Below are 15,997 nucleotides of genomic sequence, written 5' to 3' on the forward strand. Positions count from 1 at the left end.
CGTTGCGGAGGTATCTGCACAGACATGACCAGATCGACCCGTGAGCGGATCATCGACGAGGCCCTGCGGCTGTTCGCCGAGCGTGGCTACGCCGCCACCTCCGTGGCCGAGATCGAGGCCGCCTCAGGGCTCTCCCCGGGCGCGGGCGGGCTCTACAGGCACTTCAAGTCCAAGTACGAGGTGCTCGCGGCGGCGATCAACGAGCATGCCGCCCGCACCAGGAGCCAGGTCGCCGAGAGCCTGGCCGAGCTGAGCACCATGGAGGCCGCCGCCGGCCTGGAGGACCGCCTGTCGCTGCTGTGCCGGGCGGGCCTGGCCAAGGTGCGGGAGGAGTCGGAGCTCACCCGGGTGTTCTTCCGGGACCTGAGCCAGTTCCCCGAGCTGGTCGCGGTGGTCCGCGAGGGGCTGCTGCAGCCCATGTTCGACGCGATCACCACCTGGTTCCGCGCCCAGCCCGAGTACGCCGACGCCAAGGTCGACTGGACGGGCATCGCCGCGGTGCTCGGCGGCTCGGTGGTCCACTACCGGCTGTTCCAGGAGACCGTGGGCGAGATGCCGGGCCACGCGGAGAAGGACCAGTTCGTCGCCGCCTGGGTACGTCTGGCCGTCGGACTGCTCCCCAGCCCCGCGCCGGTCAGCTGACGTCGAGCAGCCGGTAGGCCAGCCAGGCGACGCCCAGGGCCGTACCGATCATGAACATGACCCCGCTGACCTCGAAGAACCGGGCGACGAACGCCGCCGGCCCCGGCTCGGCCGCCTGGAACCCCCCGACGAGCACGCCGCCGACCGTGTAGCCGAACAGCGGCGCCCCGGCCCCGGCCAGCTTGTCGCCCGCCGTCCACGTGTCGCTGAACAGCACGGCCGCCGCCCCCGCCGCCCACACCAGCACCGGCACCTGGAAGATCGCCACGGCCGGCAGCCCCACCGGCACCAGCAGCGCGGCCAGCGCCAGCACCACGAGGGCGGCGAGGTCGCCCGGCCGCCCCCTGACCACGCTCCCGGCGCCCCTGCGGCCGGTCGCCGCCGGACCGGTCCCGGGCCGGACGGCCGGGAGGCGCAGGGTGGGCCGCGGCCCGGCGGACGTCCTCGGCGCGGACTCGCCGCGCCGTTCGGCGGGCTGGTCGGCGGGCTGGTCGGCGGGCTGGTCGGCGGGCGGGCCGATGGCTGGGTCGGTGAGGGCCGCGGTTGGGTTGGCCAGGCGGCGGGCCTCGCGTTCCACCAGGGCCACCGGGTCGCCGAAGCGCGTCAGCACCTTGGCGACGTCCCGGGCGTCCTGGCTGCCCCGCCGCTCCGCCTCGATCCTGGCCCGCAGCCGCCGGGCGAAGTCGAGCCGCTGGTCGGGCCTGAGCACGCCGTGCGCCGCGTCGGCCGCCCTGCTGACGTAGTTCAGCACCATTTGGTCCGCGCGCTCCATCACGTCTGGCAATGCTGCCCCGATCAGGCGGGACATACCATGGCAACGATGGAGTTCACGGAGTGGATCAGGGGGCGCACCGACGAACAGCTTCGGGCGCTCGTCTCCGCGCGGCCTGAGTTGATCACTCCGGTGCCCGCGCATCTGGAAGGGCTGGCCGCGCGGGCCGCCAGCCCTTCGGCGATCGGCAGGGTGCTCGACCGGCTCGACCGGTTCACGCTGGCCGTCGTCGAGACGCTGGCCGTACAGGACGGGCCGGTGACGAAGGCGGCGCTGCGCGGCCTGATCGGGCGGGCGCTGGCGGCGGGCAGGCCCGAGCCCGCGCTGACCGCGGCCCTCGACCGGCTGCGTGACCTGGCGCTGGTCTTCGGCCCCGACAACGCGCTCGACCTCGGACCGGGCGTGCGCAAGGTCCTGGAGGAGCCCGCCGGGCTCGGCCCCAGGGTCGTCGACGTGTTCCGGCACCACCCGCCCGAGCAGCTCGACGAGATGGCCGACGACGTCGCCCCCGGCACCGACGGGCCCGGCAAGGAGCGGCTGGCCGCCGCGCTGTCCGCGCCCGAGGCCCTGGTGGCGGCGGTCTCGCCCGAGGCCAGGGGCGCGCTCGACCAGCTCGTGTGGGGGCCGCCGACCGGACGGGTGCCCAACGCCAGGCGCGAGGTGCGCGTGGCCTCGGCCCGTTCGCCCATCGAGGAGCTGCTGGCGCGCGGGCTGCTCGCGGCCACCGGCGAGGAGAGCGTGACGCTGCCCCGCGAGGTGGGCCTGCACCTGCGCGGCGGGCGCGTCCACCGTGACCTGCTCGCCGTGCCGCCCGCGCTGGGCGGGGCCGCGCGCGACCGCGAGCTGGCCGACCGCACGGCGGCGGGCCAGGCGTTCTCGTTCGTCAGGTCCGTGGAGGAGCTGTGCGAGCGGTGGAGCATCGATCCGCCGGGGGTGCTGCGCACCGGCGGGCTCGGCGTACGCGACATGAAGCGCACCGCGACCGACCTCGACCTGCCCGAATGGGCGGCGGCGCTGGTCGTCGAGGTGGCGCACGCGGCGGGGCTGGTCGCCGCGGGCGGCGGCGTCGACGGCGAGTGGCTGCCGACCTCCGGCTACGACCTGTGGCGGGTCAGGGCCACCGCCGACCGCTGGGTGACGCTCGCCGCGGCCTGGCTGCACATGGACCGCGTGCCCGGCCTGGTCGGCGAGCGCGACGACCGCGACCGGCCGCTCAACGCCCTGCACACCGACCTGCGCCGGGCCTCCGCGCCGGGGGTGCGCACGGCGGCCCTCGGCGTGCTGGCCGCCGCGCCGGGCCTCGCGCCCGACCGCGACTCGGTGCTCGAACGATTGGCCTGGGAGCAGCCGCGCCGGCGCGGGCCGCTGCGCGAGCAGCTCACCGAGTTCGCGCTGCGCGAGGCCGAGCAGATCGGCGTGACCGGGCTCGGCACGCTGTCCGGCCACGGACGGGCGCTGCTCGACGGCGGCGACGCGGCCGGCCTGCTCGCGCCGCTGCTGCCCGAGCCGGTCGACCACGTGCTGCTGCAGGCCGACCTCACCGCCGTCGCCCCCGGGCCGCTGACCAGCGAGCTCAACCGCTGGATGACGCTCACCGCCGACGTCGAGTCCAAGGGCGGGGCGACCGTCTACCGGTTCGGCGAGGGCTCGATCCGGCGGGCGCTCGACGCCGGGCACGGCGGCGAGGAGCTGCTGGCGATGCTGGCCCGCCATTCGGCCACGCCGGTGCCGCAGGCCCTGTCGTACCTGGTGACGGACGTGGCGCGGCGGCACGGGCGGATCCGGGTGGGCACGGCCAGCGCCTACGTCCGGTGCGACGATCCGGCGCTGCTCGACCAGATCACCGCCGACCGCCGCGCCGCCGCGCTGCGCCTGCGCCGGCTGGCCCCCACGGTGATCGCCTCGCGCTCGTCCAGGGCGGCGCTGGTGGACTCGCTGCGGGCCATGGGGTACGCGCCGGTCGCCGAGTCGCTCGACGGCGACGTGATCATCTCCCAGCTCGACAGCAGGCGCACCGAGGGGGTGGCGCCCGTACGCGCCGTGGCCTCGGTCAGCGGGCTCGATCCCGAGGTGGCCTCGGCGGCCGTCCGCGCGCTGCGCGCGGGCGACGCGGCTCACCTGGCGCGGCGCGAGCCGGTCGACGCCCCTGGCGGCGCGGTGCCCCGTGGCCCCGCCACCGCCACGATCTCGGCCCTCCAGGACGCCATCAAGCAGGGCGTACGGGTGTGGATCGGTTACCTCGACTCGCAGGGCAACGCCACCTCGCGCATCCTGGAGCCGGCCCGGATGGAGGGCGGCTACCTGACCGCGTACGACGAGACCAGGGCGGCCGTCCACCGCTTCGCCCTCCACCGCATCACCGGCGTCGCCGGCCTCTGACCTGGCTTCCCGGCCCGCGTCCGGGTCAGGGGTGGCGGGTGAGCGCGTGGGCCGCGAGCCGGGCCGCGGGGCCGTCCCCGGCGGCCAGGCGGCGCAGGTGGGCCGCCGCGTCGGCCGGGTAGCGCAGGGACAGCCCGCCGCACAGCCCGGCGACCGCCGCGGCCGCCCGCGGGTCGGCCGGGTCGCGGGCCCAGGTGAGCGCCAGGCGCAGGGCCTCGGGGGCGAGGGCGTCGTCGGCGCACATGTACGACAGCGCACCGCCCGCCGCCAGCCGTTCGCCCGCCCGCCCCCGGGCCCACACCTCCAGGAACTCCTGCCGCGCCTCCCTGAACGACCAGGCGGCCAGCAACGCCACGCCCTCGGCCGCCCGCGCGCGCACGTCGTCCCCCTGGAGGGCCAGCGAGCGCACCCACTCGCGCAGCGGCTGCCACAGCCAGTAGCCGTACCGGGCGACCAGCTCGCCGAGCACCTGGGCGCGGTGGTCCGGGACGCGGAAGACGACCAGACCGTCCCGCACGGCGATCAGCGAGTGCGGCGCGCCGGTCGGCCCCGGCCCCGGCTCGTGGGTCTCCCGGCTCCGCTCGAACGCGGCCAGCCGGCGGGCGAACTCCGGCTCGGGCAGCCCGTGCGCGAACGCGAGCGCCGCCACCGCCCGCACCTCGTGCATCGGCGGCTTGGTGTCGAACCAGGCGGCCACCTCCTCGCCCGCGGGCTCGTCGTCCCGCACCAGGCGCGTGGCCAGGCGGACGACCTCGGCGGGCGTGCGCAGCGCCAGCGCGCGGACCCGGGCGGTGGCGGCCCCGGCCGGGGCGCTCCGGCCGCCGAACGCGCTCAGGTACAGGTCGAACAGCTCGCCGGGGTCGGGCGCGCACCACGGCTGCTCCACCTCGACCGCCTGCGACGGGACGCCGTTCCGGGTGATCACCAGGTACGACCCCAGCTCGGCGAGCTTGCGGGCCAGGTCGAGCAGCTCGCCGGGGTCGGGGCTGCCGGCGATCCAGTCGTGCAGCAGGTACGCCCGCCCCGGCCCGTACTCGGTCCTGGCGAGCAGGTCGGCGGCGCTGCCGGTCGGCGAGAGCACGGTGATCCTGCCCTCGGCCAGCGACATGCGCGACAGCAGGGCGATGGCGCCGAGCCGCTTGCCCAGGTCCGCCTCCCCCACCAGGACGAGCAGATGCCGCATGGACAGCCGGCGCACCGCGTCGGCGAAGCCGGCGGGCTCCAGGTAGGAGCGCAGCAGGGTGTCGGCCGCGCGCCGGTCGAGGTCGCGGGCCACCGGGACGACCAGAGGCCGGAGCTGCTCGTTGATGGCGATGACAAGCTCGGTGAGCGTTTTGTCGTCGAGGTCGCTCTCGCCTGCTTCAGGCGTGTCGATCACGAAGTCACCTCGGGCCTGACTGGGACGTTGACTGTGGAAAATGTCTTTCGCGAACTTTTTTGTCCGGCGACTTGTTTCCCCGGCTTATGGATTGACCGTGCGCCGCCTGGCAGCCACCGCTCTGACCAGGCATTCCTCGCGAAGCTCGCGGCCACGGCCGCCGGCGCGCGCATGTCGATCATGTCCTCCATTGCTCTGGGCGACGGGCCGGTGACAAGAACCGCGACAGGCCATCTGGTAGCACGGAACCCTAGTTATCCCACCAATACACGATCTAGCGCCACCCGAAAACTCGAATGACCTTCTAGGCCGATATTGGACATTTACTCGGCATGAGAGCATCGTCCACAATCGTCAGTCAAGGGCCGACATGGGAACGTTCAGGGTTGACTGCGCGCGGCGCCTCCGATCAGGTTGTGCATGTGACCGAGCAAACGCTGGGCCAGCTGGCCGAGGAGTCATGGAACCGCTTCGACGACCACGACTCGGTGTTCTACGAAGGGGTCTGGCACCGCAGCCACGCGCTGGCCGGACGCGCGCGCCGGATGTGCGGCGGGTTCGTCGAGGCCGGGGTCCGGCCGGGCGACCGGGTGGTCGTGATGATGGCGACCTCCCCCGAGGTCCCGATCGTCTACCAGGCGTTGTGGGCGGCGGGCGCGGTGGTCACGCCCGTGGTCTTCCTGGTGGGGGCCGAGGAGCTGCGGCACATCCTGCTCGACAGCGGCGCGTCCGCCGTCGTCACCTCGCCCGAGCTGGTGGAGACCGTACGGGCCGCCGCGGTGGACGTCCCGATACATGTGGACACGGCCGAGCTGGAGAGCGCCACCGAGCACGGACGGGTGCGCAGGGACCCCGGCGACCTGGCCGCGCTCATGTACACCGGCGGCACCACGGGCGTCGCGAAGGGGGTCATGCTGAGCCATCGCGGCCTCTGGCAGGTGGCGAAGGACGCGTACGAAATATCCTATCAAGAGGGGAAAAATCGTGCGATCGTGCCTGTGCCGCTCTCGCATGCGTACGGGTTGATCATCACCGTGGCCGGCCTGCACGCCACCGAGCCCCAGCAGGCCGTGCTCATGCGCTGGTTCGAGCCGGAGGCGTTCCTGCGACTGGCCGCCGAGCAGCACGTCCAGTACGGCACCGTGGTGCCCGCCATGATCCACATGCTCCTGGCGCAGCCGCTGGAGTCGCACCCGCTCCCCGACCTGGCCTACCTGACCTGCGGCGCGGCGCCGCTGGGCCGGGAGGCGCTGCAGGAGTTCGAACGCCGGATGCCGGGCACGCAGATCCTGGAGGGCTACGGCCTGACCGAGACCAGCGCCGTCACCACCTTCAACCCGCCGGGCAGGCGCCGGCCGGGCAGCGTCGGCCTGCCGCTGGCCGGCTACACGATCACCATCCGCGACGCCGCGGGCGAGGCGGTGGAGTGCGGCGACGTCGGCGAGATCTGCGTCAGCGGCGACTCCCTGATGCTCGGCTACTGGGGCGAGCACGAACCCGACCCCGAGGGCACCGCGCTGGTCGGCGACGAGCTGCGCACCGGCGACATCGGCTGCGTGGACGACGACGGCTACCTCTACATCGTCGACCGCAAGAAGGACCTGATCATCCGCGGCGGCTTCAACGTCTTCCCGCGCGACGTCGAGGACGCGCTCAACCAGCACCCCGACGTGGTCATGTCGGGCGTCGTCGGCCGTCCCGACCCGCGGCTGGGCGAGGAGGTCGTGGCGTTCGTGCAGCTCAGGCCGGGGGCCGAGGAGAACGCCGAGGAGCTCGTCGAGTGGGCGCGCGACCGGGTCGGACGGGTGAAGTACCCGCGCGAGGTGCGTTTCGTCGAGTCGATCCCGGTCACCAGCGTGCTCAAGCTCGACAGGAAGGCCCTGCGCGGGCGGTTGTGACCGTCCGCGCACACCGGGTCGGGCGCGCCCGTATTCCGTGATAAACGTTGACCTGTCTGGAGGTGAACGTGAGTCAAGAAGATCCGTCCGGCTACCCGCAGCTGCCTTACGGGGCGCCCTACGGCGAGCAGCCGCCTCCGCAGTACGGCTACGGCTACGGCGTGCCGCCGCGGCGCGACGAGGGCCCGCAGGCCGCCGCGATCGTCGCCGTCGTGCTCAACTTCCTGTCCCTCGCCTCCTGCCTCAACGTGCTCGGGCTGCCCGGCGGCATCCTGGCCGCCGTGGCGCTGACGCGGGTCCGCGAGCAGCCGAGGAGCGCCCGTTCGCTGCTGGTCTGGAGCTGGGTGCTGTTCGGCGCCGGTTTCGTGCTGAACGTCGGGCTCTTCCTCTTCCTGGGCCTCACCGGCCGCCTGGACGACTGATCGATTACCCGTTCCGGGACTGTTCCTGCCGTCGTGTGTGTTGGATAAGGGTCAACCGTAGGAAGGGATGTCCGTGAACGACGGCCCGCTCATCGTCCAGTCGGACAAAACGCTGCTGCTCGAGGTCGACCACGAGAAGGCCGACGCGTGCCGCAAGGCGATCGCGCCGTTCGCCGAGCTCGAACGAGCGCCTGAACACGTCCACACCTACCGCGTCACGCCGCTCGCCCTGTGGAACGCGCGTGCCGCCGGCCACGACGCCGAGCAGGTCGTCGACGCGCTGATCGGCTTCAGCCGCTACCCGGTGCCGCACGCGCTGCTCGTCGACATCGCCGAGACCATGGCCCGCTACGGGCGCCTGCGCCTGGAGAAGGACCCGGTCAACGGGCTGGTCCTGACCTCGACCGACCGCGCGGTGCTCGAAGAGGTGCTGCGCTCGAAGAAGATCCAGCCGATGCTGGGCGAGCGCCTCGGCGCCGACTCGGTCATCGTGCACCCGAGCGACCGCGGCAACGTCAAGCAGGCGCTGCTCAAGCTGGGCTGGCCCGCTGAAGACCTGGCCGGTTACGTCGACGGCGAGGCCCACCCCATCAAGCTGCTCCAGGACGGCTGGGAGCTGCGCCCCTACCAGCGCGAGGCGGCCGACGCCTTCTGGCACGGCGGCTCCGGCGTGGTCGTGCTGCCCTGCGGCGCGGGCAAGACCATCGTGGGCGCGGCGGCCATGGCCCACGCCCAGGCCACCACGCTGATCATGGTGACCAACACGGTCAGCGCCCACCAGTGGAAGACCGAGCTGCTCAAGCGCACCTCGCTGACCGAGGACGAGATCGGCGAGTACTCCGGCAACAAGAAGGAGATCCGCCCGGTCACCATCGCCACGTACCAGGTGATGACGACCAGGCGGAAGGGCGTCTACAGCCACCTGGAGCTGTTCGACGCGCGCGACTGGGGCCTGATCGTCTACGACGAGGTCCACCTGCTGCCCGCGCCCATCTTCCGGATGACCGCCGACCTCCAGGCCCGCCGGCGGGTGGGCCTGACCGCGACGCTCGTGCGCGAGGACGGCCGCGAGGGCGACGTGTTCTCCCTCATCGGCCCCAAGCGCTACGACGCGCCGTGGAAGGAGATGGAGAACCAGGGCTGGATCGCGCCGGCCGACTGCGTCGAGGTGCGGGTCACGCTGACCGACGAGGAGCGGCTGGCGTACGCGATGGCCGAGGCCGAGGAGCGTTACCGCTACTGCGCCACCACGCCGTCCAAGACGTACGTGACCGAGGCGCTGGTCCGGCGGCATCTGGGCGAGCAGGTGCTGGTCATCGGCCAGTACATCGACCAGCTCGACGAGCTCGGCGAGCACCTCAACGCGCCGGTCATCAAGGGCGAGACCAGGGTCAAGGAGCGCGAGCGGCTCTACCAGGCGTTCCGCGACAAGGAGATCCAGGTCCTGGTGGTGTCGAAGGTGGCGAACTTCTCCATCGACCTGCCCGAGGCGGCCATCGCGATCCAGGTGTCGGGCACGTTCGGGTCGCGGCAGGAGGAGGCCCAGCGGCTCGGGCGGGTGCTGCGGCCCAAGGCCGACGGCGGTGGCGCCCGGTTCTACACGGTGGTCAGCAGGGACACCGTCGACCAGGAGTTCGCCGCCCACCGGCAGCGATTCCTGGCCGAGCAGGGATACGCCTACCAGATCATCGACGCCGACGACGTGCACGGCGAGGTGTGACCGGTTGAATGCCCGGCCGCTCGTTGCCTGAGCGGCCAGGCACGGCGTTTATGTCACGTCCACGAGACTCCACGGGTCGTCGACATCGAACCACCCCCCTCACCTGCGTACTATCACGCCGCCTGCGACATACCCCCATGATCCGACAAACGCACCTGAAATGCCCGACTTTTTCGGTATTCCCACGTTCACTCAGAGATACGGTCTTTGCCGGGTTCGCTAGCCGGCCAGCAGGCCGCCGAGGAACAGCACCGCGCCGGCGACGATCCAGGCGGCGACCCCCGTCCCCATGAGCCGGCTGAACGTGCGCGGGTCCTGCCGGGACGCCGGCACCAGCCAGGCGGCCAGCGTGGCGCAGGCGGCCGGCACGGCGAACAACCCCGACACCGCGCAGACCACGCCGAGACGCCGGGAGCACGCCGCCGGGGACTCGCCGCCCGCGCAGAACGCCTCCAGCCCCCAACCGGCGAAGACCGACATCCCCCAGAGCGCCGCCAGCAGGAAGCTCGCGACCGTGGGGATCATCGGCGAGAGGATCAGGCGAAGCCGCGCCACCTTCCCTCCGTACCCCGCCGCGCGCCGGTAAATGCTTTGGAGGCGCCGCACGGCCGCCGTTAAACTAGTCGATTCGCTGCCTTGACCACCTCCGTTTTCCAGCATGGGAGGCGCTTTCGCATGCCCACACACCAACTGGCTCCCGACATACCCTCCGACGTGCTCGCCGCCGAGCAGGCCCACCTGGCCGAGTCCAGGGCCGCGCTCAAGGCGATGCGGGCCCACGCCCAGTCGTTGTCGGCCGACGCGGCCGGCGACTGGGTCTCGCAGCAGATCCTCCAGTCGCTGCTGGACCAGCGCGTGGCCGCCCTGGCCGACCATCCGGACACCCCGCTGTTCTTCGGCCGCCTCGACCGCGAGGGCGGCGACGACCTGCCGGGCACCCTCTACGTCGGCCGCCGCCACGTGCACGACGGCACCAGCCGGCCGCTGGTCATCGACTGGCGCGCGCCGGTGTCCCGCGCGTTCTACCAGGCCAGCCCGGCCGACCCGATGGGCGTCGTCCGCCGCCGCCGCTTCGGCTACCACGGCGGCGCGCTGACCGCGTTCGAGGACGAGCCGCTCGGCGAGGGCGGCGAGGTCGGCCCCTCGAAGATCCTCACCGAGGAGATCGAACGCCCGCGCACCGGCCCGATGCGCGACATCGTGGCCACCATCCAGCCCGACCAGGACGAGATCGTCCGCGCGACGCTGGCCCAGACCGTGTGCGTCCAGGGCGCCCCCGGCACCGGGAAGACCGCCGTGGGCCTCCACCGGGCCGCGTACCTGCTGTTCACCCACCGCGAGCGGCTGGCCAGGTCGGGCGTGATGATCGTGGGCCCGAACCGGGCGTTCCTGTCCTACATCTCCTCCGTCCTGCCCGCGCTGGGCGAGGTCAAGGTCGACCAGACCACCGTGGCCGGGCTGCTCGGCGAGCACGCCGCCGAGGAGGACCCGATGGTCTCCGCGGTCAAGGGCGACGCCAGGATGGCCGCGGTGCTCGAACGGGCGCTGTGGATGCACATCGTCAAGCCCGAGGACGGCCTGGTGTTCACGAAGGGCGCCTACCGCTACCGGGTCGCCGACCACGAGGTGCGCGAGATGGTGGCCTCCCTGCGCGGCACCACCCGCTACTCGCCGGGGCGGGCCGCGCTGGCCCAGCGCCTGGCCCACCAGGTGCTCGTACGGATGGAGCAGCGCGGCGAGTCGCCCGACGACCGGGTCCAGGACGCGGTGGCCAGGTCGAGGCCGGTCAAGCAGCTCGTCGACGCGGTGTGGCCGAAACTGACGCCGGAACAGGTTCTGCACCGCCTGTTGTCCGACCCAGAATTCCTCACAAAGGCCGCCAAAACTGATTTGTCGCCTGACGAGCAGGAAATGCTGCTTTGGCGGAAGCCTTATCGGAGCTGGAAGTCCGCCAAATGGTCGGCCGCCGACGCCGCGCTCCTCGACGAGCTGCGCGACCTCATGGAGCGCACCCCGTCCCTCGGCCACCTCGTCGTGGACGAGGCCCAGGACCTGTCCGAGATGCAGCTGCGGGCGCTCGGCCGGCGCTGCCGCAACGGCTCGGCCACCGTGCTCGGCGACCTGGCCCAGGGCACCACGCCGTGGTCCACCACCTCGTGGGAGACCGTGCTGAAGCACCTCGGCCAGGACGAGGGCGAGGTGACCGAGCTGACGCTCGGCTTCCGCGTGCCGCGCGAGGTGCTCGACTACGCGGCCCGTCTGCTGCCCTCGATCGCCCCCGCGCTGGCCGCCCCGCGGTCGCTGCGTCCGGGCGCCGGCTCGCTCACGGTCCGGCCGGGCGGCACGGTCGCCGAGGCCGCCCGGGAGGTCCTGGCCAGGGAGGGCTCGATCGGGGTCATCGTCCCCGACGCGATGGTGGCGGCGGTCTCCGAGTCGCTGTCCGGCCTGCCGCACGCGGTGCTCGACCCCGACGCGACGCAGGAGCACCGCCTGCTCATCGTGCCCGCCACGCTCGCCAAGGGCCTGGAGTACGACCACGTGATCGTCGTGGAGCCGGCCGACATCGTCGAGGCCGAGCCCCGCGGCCTGGCCCGCCTGTACGTGGTCCTGACCCGCGCGGTCACCTCGCTCACGGTGCTGCACGACAGGCCGCTCCCGGCGCAGCTCGGAACCTGACGGAGGGCGGGCACGGCCGCTTCTAGGATGGCCTGAAGGAGCTGTCAACCTAGGAGGATGCCGTGCCCGCACCGCTTCCGCATGAACACCTGCCCCCGGTCCCCGCGCTCGTGGTGGAGAGCGACGACATCCGCGACGGCGAGCGGCTGAACGACCTCCACGTCTTCGACGACTGGGGGATGACCGGCGGGAACGTCTCGCCCCAGCTGCGCTGGTCGGGCGCGCCCGAGGGCACCCGCGGCTACGCCGTCACCTGCCACGACCCCGACGCCCCCACCGGCAGCGGCTTCTGGCACTGGGTGCTGTTCGACCTGCCCGGCGACACCACGGAGCTGCCCAGGGGCGCGGGCACCGGCCCCGACTTCAAGGGCCTGCCCGCCGGCGCGGTCCACGCCCGCAACGACTACGGCACCAAAGACTACGGCGGCGCCGCTCCCCCGCCCGGCGCCCCTCACCGCTACGTCTTCACGGTGCACGCGCTCGGGGTCGACGAGCTGGGCGTCGGCGGCGACGCGAGCCCGGCCGTGGTCGGCTTCAACATCACCGCCAACACGCTGGCCCGCGGCCACATCGTCGCGCACTTCGGCGTCTGAGACCGGCACAACACCGCGGCGAAGGCGCCCCGTTCGCGTTCGGGGCGCCTTCGCCGTGGTGCCGCGTCGGGTTCGTACGCCCGGCGCCACCAGACGGGGTTCAGTCGCCCTGCACCAGCTCGTCCGCGAACGTGAAGTCCCCGGGGGCGTTGGACGACAGGTCCTCGCTCTCGCCGCCCGACTCGCCCGCGAAGGCGTCCGAGACGTCCTCGCGCTCGCCCGACGTGTCCTGACCCTCGTCCGAGACGTCCTCACGCTCGCCGGACATCTCCTGCCCCTCGTCCGAGACGTCCTCGCGCTCGCCGGACATGTCCACGCCCTCGTCCGAGGCGTCGCCGCGCTCGCCGGACCGCTCGTCGGCCTCGTCCGTCGACCGCTCGTCGGCCTGGTCCGACGACCTGTCCTCGGCTTCCTCCGACGACCTGTCCTCACCCTCCTCCGACATCTCCCCGCGCTCGTCCTGCGACGTCCACCTGGACGGCGAGGCGCAGTAGTCGCGGTCGTACAGTTCCAGGTAGCCCGCGCAGTAGGGCACGTCGACGTACTCCAGGGCCTCGTCCAGGTAACCGTGGTCGTCTGCCTGGGCGGGCATCGTCATGGCGGCCGCGGCGGCCAGCATGACGGCTCCGAGCCCGAGAACGCGCGCGGTGCGGGAATTCATGTAACTACTCCTTTGTGCGGTGAATCGTCACTTAGTTTCGTTACTGTCCGTAGTCTATAACTACTAAACGTGACAGGATCGGACACAACAAAAGGCGGCCGGATCCTTGGAGATCCGAACCGCCTTCTGATGCGTCAGCGACCAGGCGAGGCCTAGAAGTCCATGTCGCCGCCGCCGGGCATGCCGGCCGGAGCAGCAGGGGTCTTCTCGGGCTTCTCGGCGATGACGGCCTCGGTGGTGAGGAAGAGCGCCGCGATGGAGGCGGCGTTCTGCAGCGCGGAGCGCGTCACCTTGGCCGGGTCGATGATCCCGGACTCGAACATGTTGACGTACTCGCCGGAAGCGGCGTTGAGGCCCTCGCCCGGGGTCAGGTTGCGCACCTTCTCCACGACGACGCCGCCCTCAAGACCGGCGTTGACCGCGATCTGCTTGAGGGGCTCCTCAAGAGCCTTCTTCACGATCGCCGCGCCGGTGGCCTCGTCGCCGTTGAGCTCGAGCTTGTCGAACGCCTTGGCGCCGGCCTGCAGCAGCGCCACGCCACCGCCGGGGACGATGCCCTCCTCGACGGCCGCCTTGGCGTTGCGCACGGCGTCCTCGATGCGGTGCTTGCGCTCCTTGAGCTCGACCTCGGTCGCCGCGCCGGCCTTGATGACCGCCACGCCACCGGCCAGCTTGGCCAGGCGCTCCTGCAGCTTCTCGCGGTCGTAGTCGGAGTCGGTGCGCTCGATCTCGGCGCGGATCTCGTTGACCCGGCCGGAGATCGCCTCGGCGTCACCGGCGCCGTCGACGATGGTGGTCTCGTCCTTGGTCACCACGACCTTGCGGGCGCGGCCGAGCAGGTCGAGGGTGGCGGTCTCGAGCTTGAGGCCGACCTCCTCGGCGATGACCTGACCACCGGTCAGGATCGCGATGTCGCCCAGCATGGCCTTGCGGCGGTCGCCGAAGCCCGGGGCCTTGACGGCCACGGAGCGGAACAGGCCGCGGATCTTGTTGACCACCAGGGTCGCCAGGGCCTCGCCGTCGACGTCCTCGGCGATGATCAGCAGCGGCTTGCCGGACTGCACGACCTTGTCGAGCAGCGGCAGCAGGTCCTTGTTGGCCGAGACCTTGCTGTTGACGATCAGGATGTACGGGTCTTCGAGAACGGCCTCCATGCGGTCGGAGTCGGTCACGAAGTACATCGACGTCATGCCCTTGTCGAAGCGCATGCCCTCGGTGAGCTCAAGCTCCAGGCCGAAGGTGTTGCTCTCCTCGACGGTGATGACGCCTTCCTTGCCGACCTTGTCCATCGCCTCGGCGATGAGCGAGCCGATCTCGGGGTCGGCGGCGGAGATGGAGGCGGTGGAGGCGATCTGCTCCTTGGTCTCCACGTCCTTGGCCAGCTTGGAGAGCTCCTCGCTGACCCGCTCGACGGCGGCCTCGATGCCCTTCTTCAGGGCCATCGGGTTGGCGCCGGCGGCCACGTTGCGCAGACCTTCGCGCACCAGAGCCTGGGCGAGCACGGTGGCCGTGGTGGTGCCGTCGCCGGCGACGTCGTCAGTCTTCTTGGCGACTTCCTTGACCAGCTCGGCGCCGATCTTCTCCCACGGGTCCTCGAGCTCGATCTCCTTGGCGATGGAGACGCCGTCGTTGGTGATCGTGGGAGCGCCCCACTTCTTCTCCAGCACGACGTTGCGCCCCTTGGGGCCCAAGGTCACCTTGACGGCGTCGGCGAGCTGGTTCATACCGCGCTCGAGACCGCGCCGGGCGTCCTCGTCAAACGCGATCATCTTGGCTGCCATAAGGCTAGACCTCCCAGATGCAGGGTGGCGTGTCCTGGACCGAGCCGACGCCCGCGACGGCATAGGCCTGCATCTCCGTTCGGCAGACCCCATCGTCTCGATCCGAGTTGTTGGCACTCTGCCACACAGAGTGCCAACGAACTGTTTAGCACTCTACCCTGCCGAGTGCAAGCCACGGGCACCCCACCCCAGCTCATCGGGCAGGTCATCGGGTGCGCCGGTTCGCACGGCGAGCCGCCCCTGAGGCGCGGCCCGCCGTGCGAAGCCGACGGAGGAAACAGTGGCGAGCCCGTACGGACTGCGCTGCCGCACGTCCCGCCTTGGTGCATACCAGCGAGGGTGAATCAGACCGTGCGGACGGACTCCGCCTGCGGCCCCTTCTGGCCCTGCGTGATCTCGAACTCGACGCGCTGTCCCTGTTCGAGAGAGCGGTACCCGTCCATCATGATCGCTGAGTAATGGACGAATACATCCTTACCACCGTCTACCGCGATGAAGCCGTAGCCCTTGTCCGCGTTGAACCACTTGACGGTGCCCTGCGCCACTTCCGACTCCTCTTACTGGGCTCGCAGATCTCGCCCATTCCTTCGCGAGACCCGTAATCGCATGACTTTTGGGAAAATCAGCCAGACGATCGCCCTCGACCATACCTGTGGCACGGGGTTTGGCAACAGAGTCAACCGACAAAACGCTAATTTCATCGAAGGCTGAGTCGTTCGAGGTTGAATTTGGTTCTAAAACAAGAAGGCGCCCACAAGGGGCGCCTTCAAGAGTCGGTGGTCCGGCGGTCAGCCGCCCGCGACGGCGGGGATGATGGAGATCTGAGTGCCTTCAGGGGCGGGAGTGTCCAGGCCCTCGGCGAAACGGACATCCTCATCACCAACGTATACGTTGACAAAACGACGAATCTTGCCCGATTCATCCAGAATTCTCGCGCCGATCCCCGGGTAGTCGGAGTCAAGCTTGGCGAGAACGTCACGAAGAGTCGCCCCTTCGCCACTCACTTCGGCGTTACCCCCGGTGTAAGTGCGCAGAATGGTGGGAATCCGCACAGAAACGCTCATGGTTTTTGTTG

The 15,997-nt window shown here is 71.4% G+C and carries 14 protein-coding genes; 7 read left to right on the top strand and 7 right to left on the bottom strand.

Annotation, left to right across the window (positions count from 1 at the left end; genetic code table 11):
- The first annotated feature begins 24 nt into the window (after positions 1–24).
- On the top strand, positions 25–642 hold the full coding sequence (locus ACWEJ6_RS33315; protein ID WP_357976178.1) for a TetR/AcrR family transcriptional regulator: 618 nt from the start codon (positions 25–27) through the stop codon (positions 640–642).
- On the opposite strand, the gene ACWEJ6_RS33320 is transcribed toward ACWEJ6_RS33315, so the two are convergent.
- Positions 635–1,396, bottom strand: coding sequence for a hypothetical protein (locus ACWEJ6_RS33320; protein WP_452428923.1), 762 nt, complete (start codon positions 1,394–1,396; stop codon positions 635–637). The two genes, ACWEJ6_RS33315 and ACWEJ6_RS33320, sit on opposite strands and share 8 nt — an antisense overlap.
- A 66-nt stretch (positions 1,397–1,462) precedes the next feature.
- Here ACWEJ6_RS33320 and ACWEJ6_RS33325 point away from each other — a divergent pair, with 66 nt between their 5' ends.
- Positions 1,463–3,793, top strand: coding sequence for a helicase-associated domain-containing protein (locus tag ACWEJ6_RS33325; RefSeq protein ID WP_452428925.1), 2,331 nt, complete (start codon positions 1,463–1,465; stop codon positions 3,791–3,793).
- Positions 3,794–3,818: 25 nt separating this feature from the next.
- Here ACWEJ6_RS33325 and ACWEJ6_RS33330 read toward each other — a convergent pair whose 3' ends face one another.
- Positions 3,819–5,171 carry a hypothetical protein gene (locus tag ACWEJ6_RS33330; protein WP_452428927.1) on the bottom strand — a complete coding sequence of 451 codons (1,353 nt, stop codon included), beginning with the start codon at positions 5,169–5,171 and terminating at the stop codon, positions 3,819–3,821.
- Between the two features lie 422 nt (positions 5,172–5,593).
- Here ACWEJ6_RS33330 and ACWEJ6_RS33335 point away from each other — a divergent pair, with 422 nt between their 5' ends.
- The 3 genes from ACWEJ6_RS33335 to ACWEJ6_RS33345 all read left to right on the top strand — a co-directional run bounded on the left by ACWEJ6_RS33335 (position 5,594) and on the right by ACWEJ6_RS33345 (position 9,211).
- Complete coding sequence (locus tag ACWEJ6_RS33335; RefSeq protein ID WP_452428929.1) at positions 5,594–7,069, top strand: AMP-binding protein; 1,476 nt, start codon at positions 5,594–5,596, stop codon at positions 7,067–7,069.
- Positions 7,070–7,137: 68 nt separating this feature from the next.
- Positions 7,138–7,491 carry a hypothetical protein gene (locus ACWEJ6_RS33340; protein WP_358298748.1) on the top strand — a complete coding sequence of 118 codons (354 nt, stop codon included), beginning with the start codon at positions 7,138–7,140 and terminating at the stop codon, positions 7,489–7,491.
- Between the two features lie 67 nt (positions 7,492–7,558).
- Positions 7,559–9,211 (top strand): DNA repair helicase XPB, encoded by a 1,653-nt coding sequence (locus ACWEJ6_RS33345; protein WP_449914097.1) that lies wholly within the window; start codon positions 7,559–7,561, stop codon positions 9,209–9,211.
- Between the two features lie 219 nt (positions 9,212–9,430).
- Here ACWEJ6_RS33345 and ACWEJ6_RS33350 read toward each other — a convergent pair whose 3' ends face one another.
- Positions 9,431–9,736, bottom strand: a complete 306-nt coding sequence (locus ACWEJ6_RS33350; RefSeq protein ID WP_387681326.1) for a hypothetical protein — start codon at positions 9,734–9,736, stop codon at positions 9,431–9,433.
- 150 nt (positions 9,737–9,886) lie between these two features.
- Between ACWEJ6_RS33350 and ACWEJ6_RS33355 the strand changes: the two genes are divergently transcribed.
- Both ACWEJ6_RS33355 and ACWEJ6_RS33360 read left to right on the top strand, forming a co-directional pair.
- Positions 9,887–11,887: a HelD family protein gene (locus tag ACWEJ6_RS33355; protein WP_397161681.1), complete on the top strand. Its 2,001-nt coding sequence runs from the start codon at positions 9,887–9,889 to the stop codon at positions 11,885–11,887.
- A 62-nt stretch (positions 11,888–11,949) separates the two neighbouring features.
- On the top strand, positions 11,950–12,480 hold the full coding sequence (locus ACWEJ6_RS33360; protein WP_397217311.1) for a YbhB/YbcL family Raf kinase inhibitor-like protein: 531 nt from the start codon (positions 11,950–11,952) through the stop codon (positions 12,478–12,480).
- 100 nt (positions 12,481–12,580) lie between these two features.
- On the opposite strand, the gene ACWEJ6_RS33365 is transcribed toward ACWEJ6_RS33360, so the two are convergent.
- The 4 genes from ACWEJ6_RS33365 to ACWEJ6_RS33380 all read right to left on the bottom strand — a co-directional run bounded on the left by ACWEJ6_RS33365 (position 12,581) and on the right by ACWEJ6_RS33380 (position 15,986).
- A complete protein-coding gene (locus ACWEJ6_RS33365) occupies positions 12,581–13,141 on the bottom strand; it encodes a hypothetical protein (protein ID WP_452428933.1) in 561 nt (186 codons plus the stop codon).
- 152 nt (positions 13,142–13,293) lie between these two features.
- Positions 13,294–14,922 (bottom strand): chaperonin GroEL, encoded by a 1,629-nt coding sequence (groL, locus tag ACWEJ6_RS33370; RefSeq protein WP_357696638.1) that lies wholly within the window; start codon positions 14,920–14,922, stop codon positions 13,294–13,296.
- A gap of 344 nt (positions 14,923–15,266) precedes the next feature.
- A complete protein-coding gene (locus ACWEJ6_RS33375; RefSeq protein ID WP_106250594.1) occupies positions 15,267–15,467 on the bottom strand; it encodes a cold-shock protein in 201 nt (66 codons plus the stop codon).
- Positions 15,468–15,710: 243 nt separating this feature from the next.
- A complete protein-coding gene (locus ACWEJ6_RS33380) occupies positions 15,711–15,986 on the bottom strand; it encodes a MoaD/ThiS family protein (protein ID WP_352361720.1) in 276 nt (91 codons plus the stop codon).
- Positions 15,987–15,997 lie beyond the last annotated feature (11 nt).

Source organism: Nonomuraea sp. NPDC004702 (assembly GCF_053601695.1).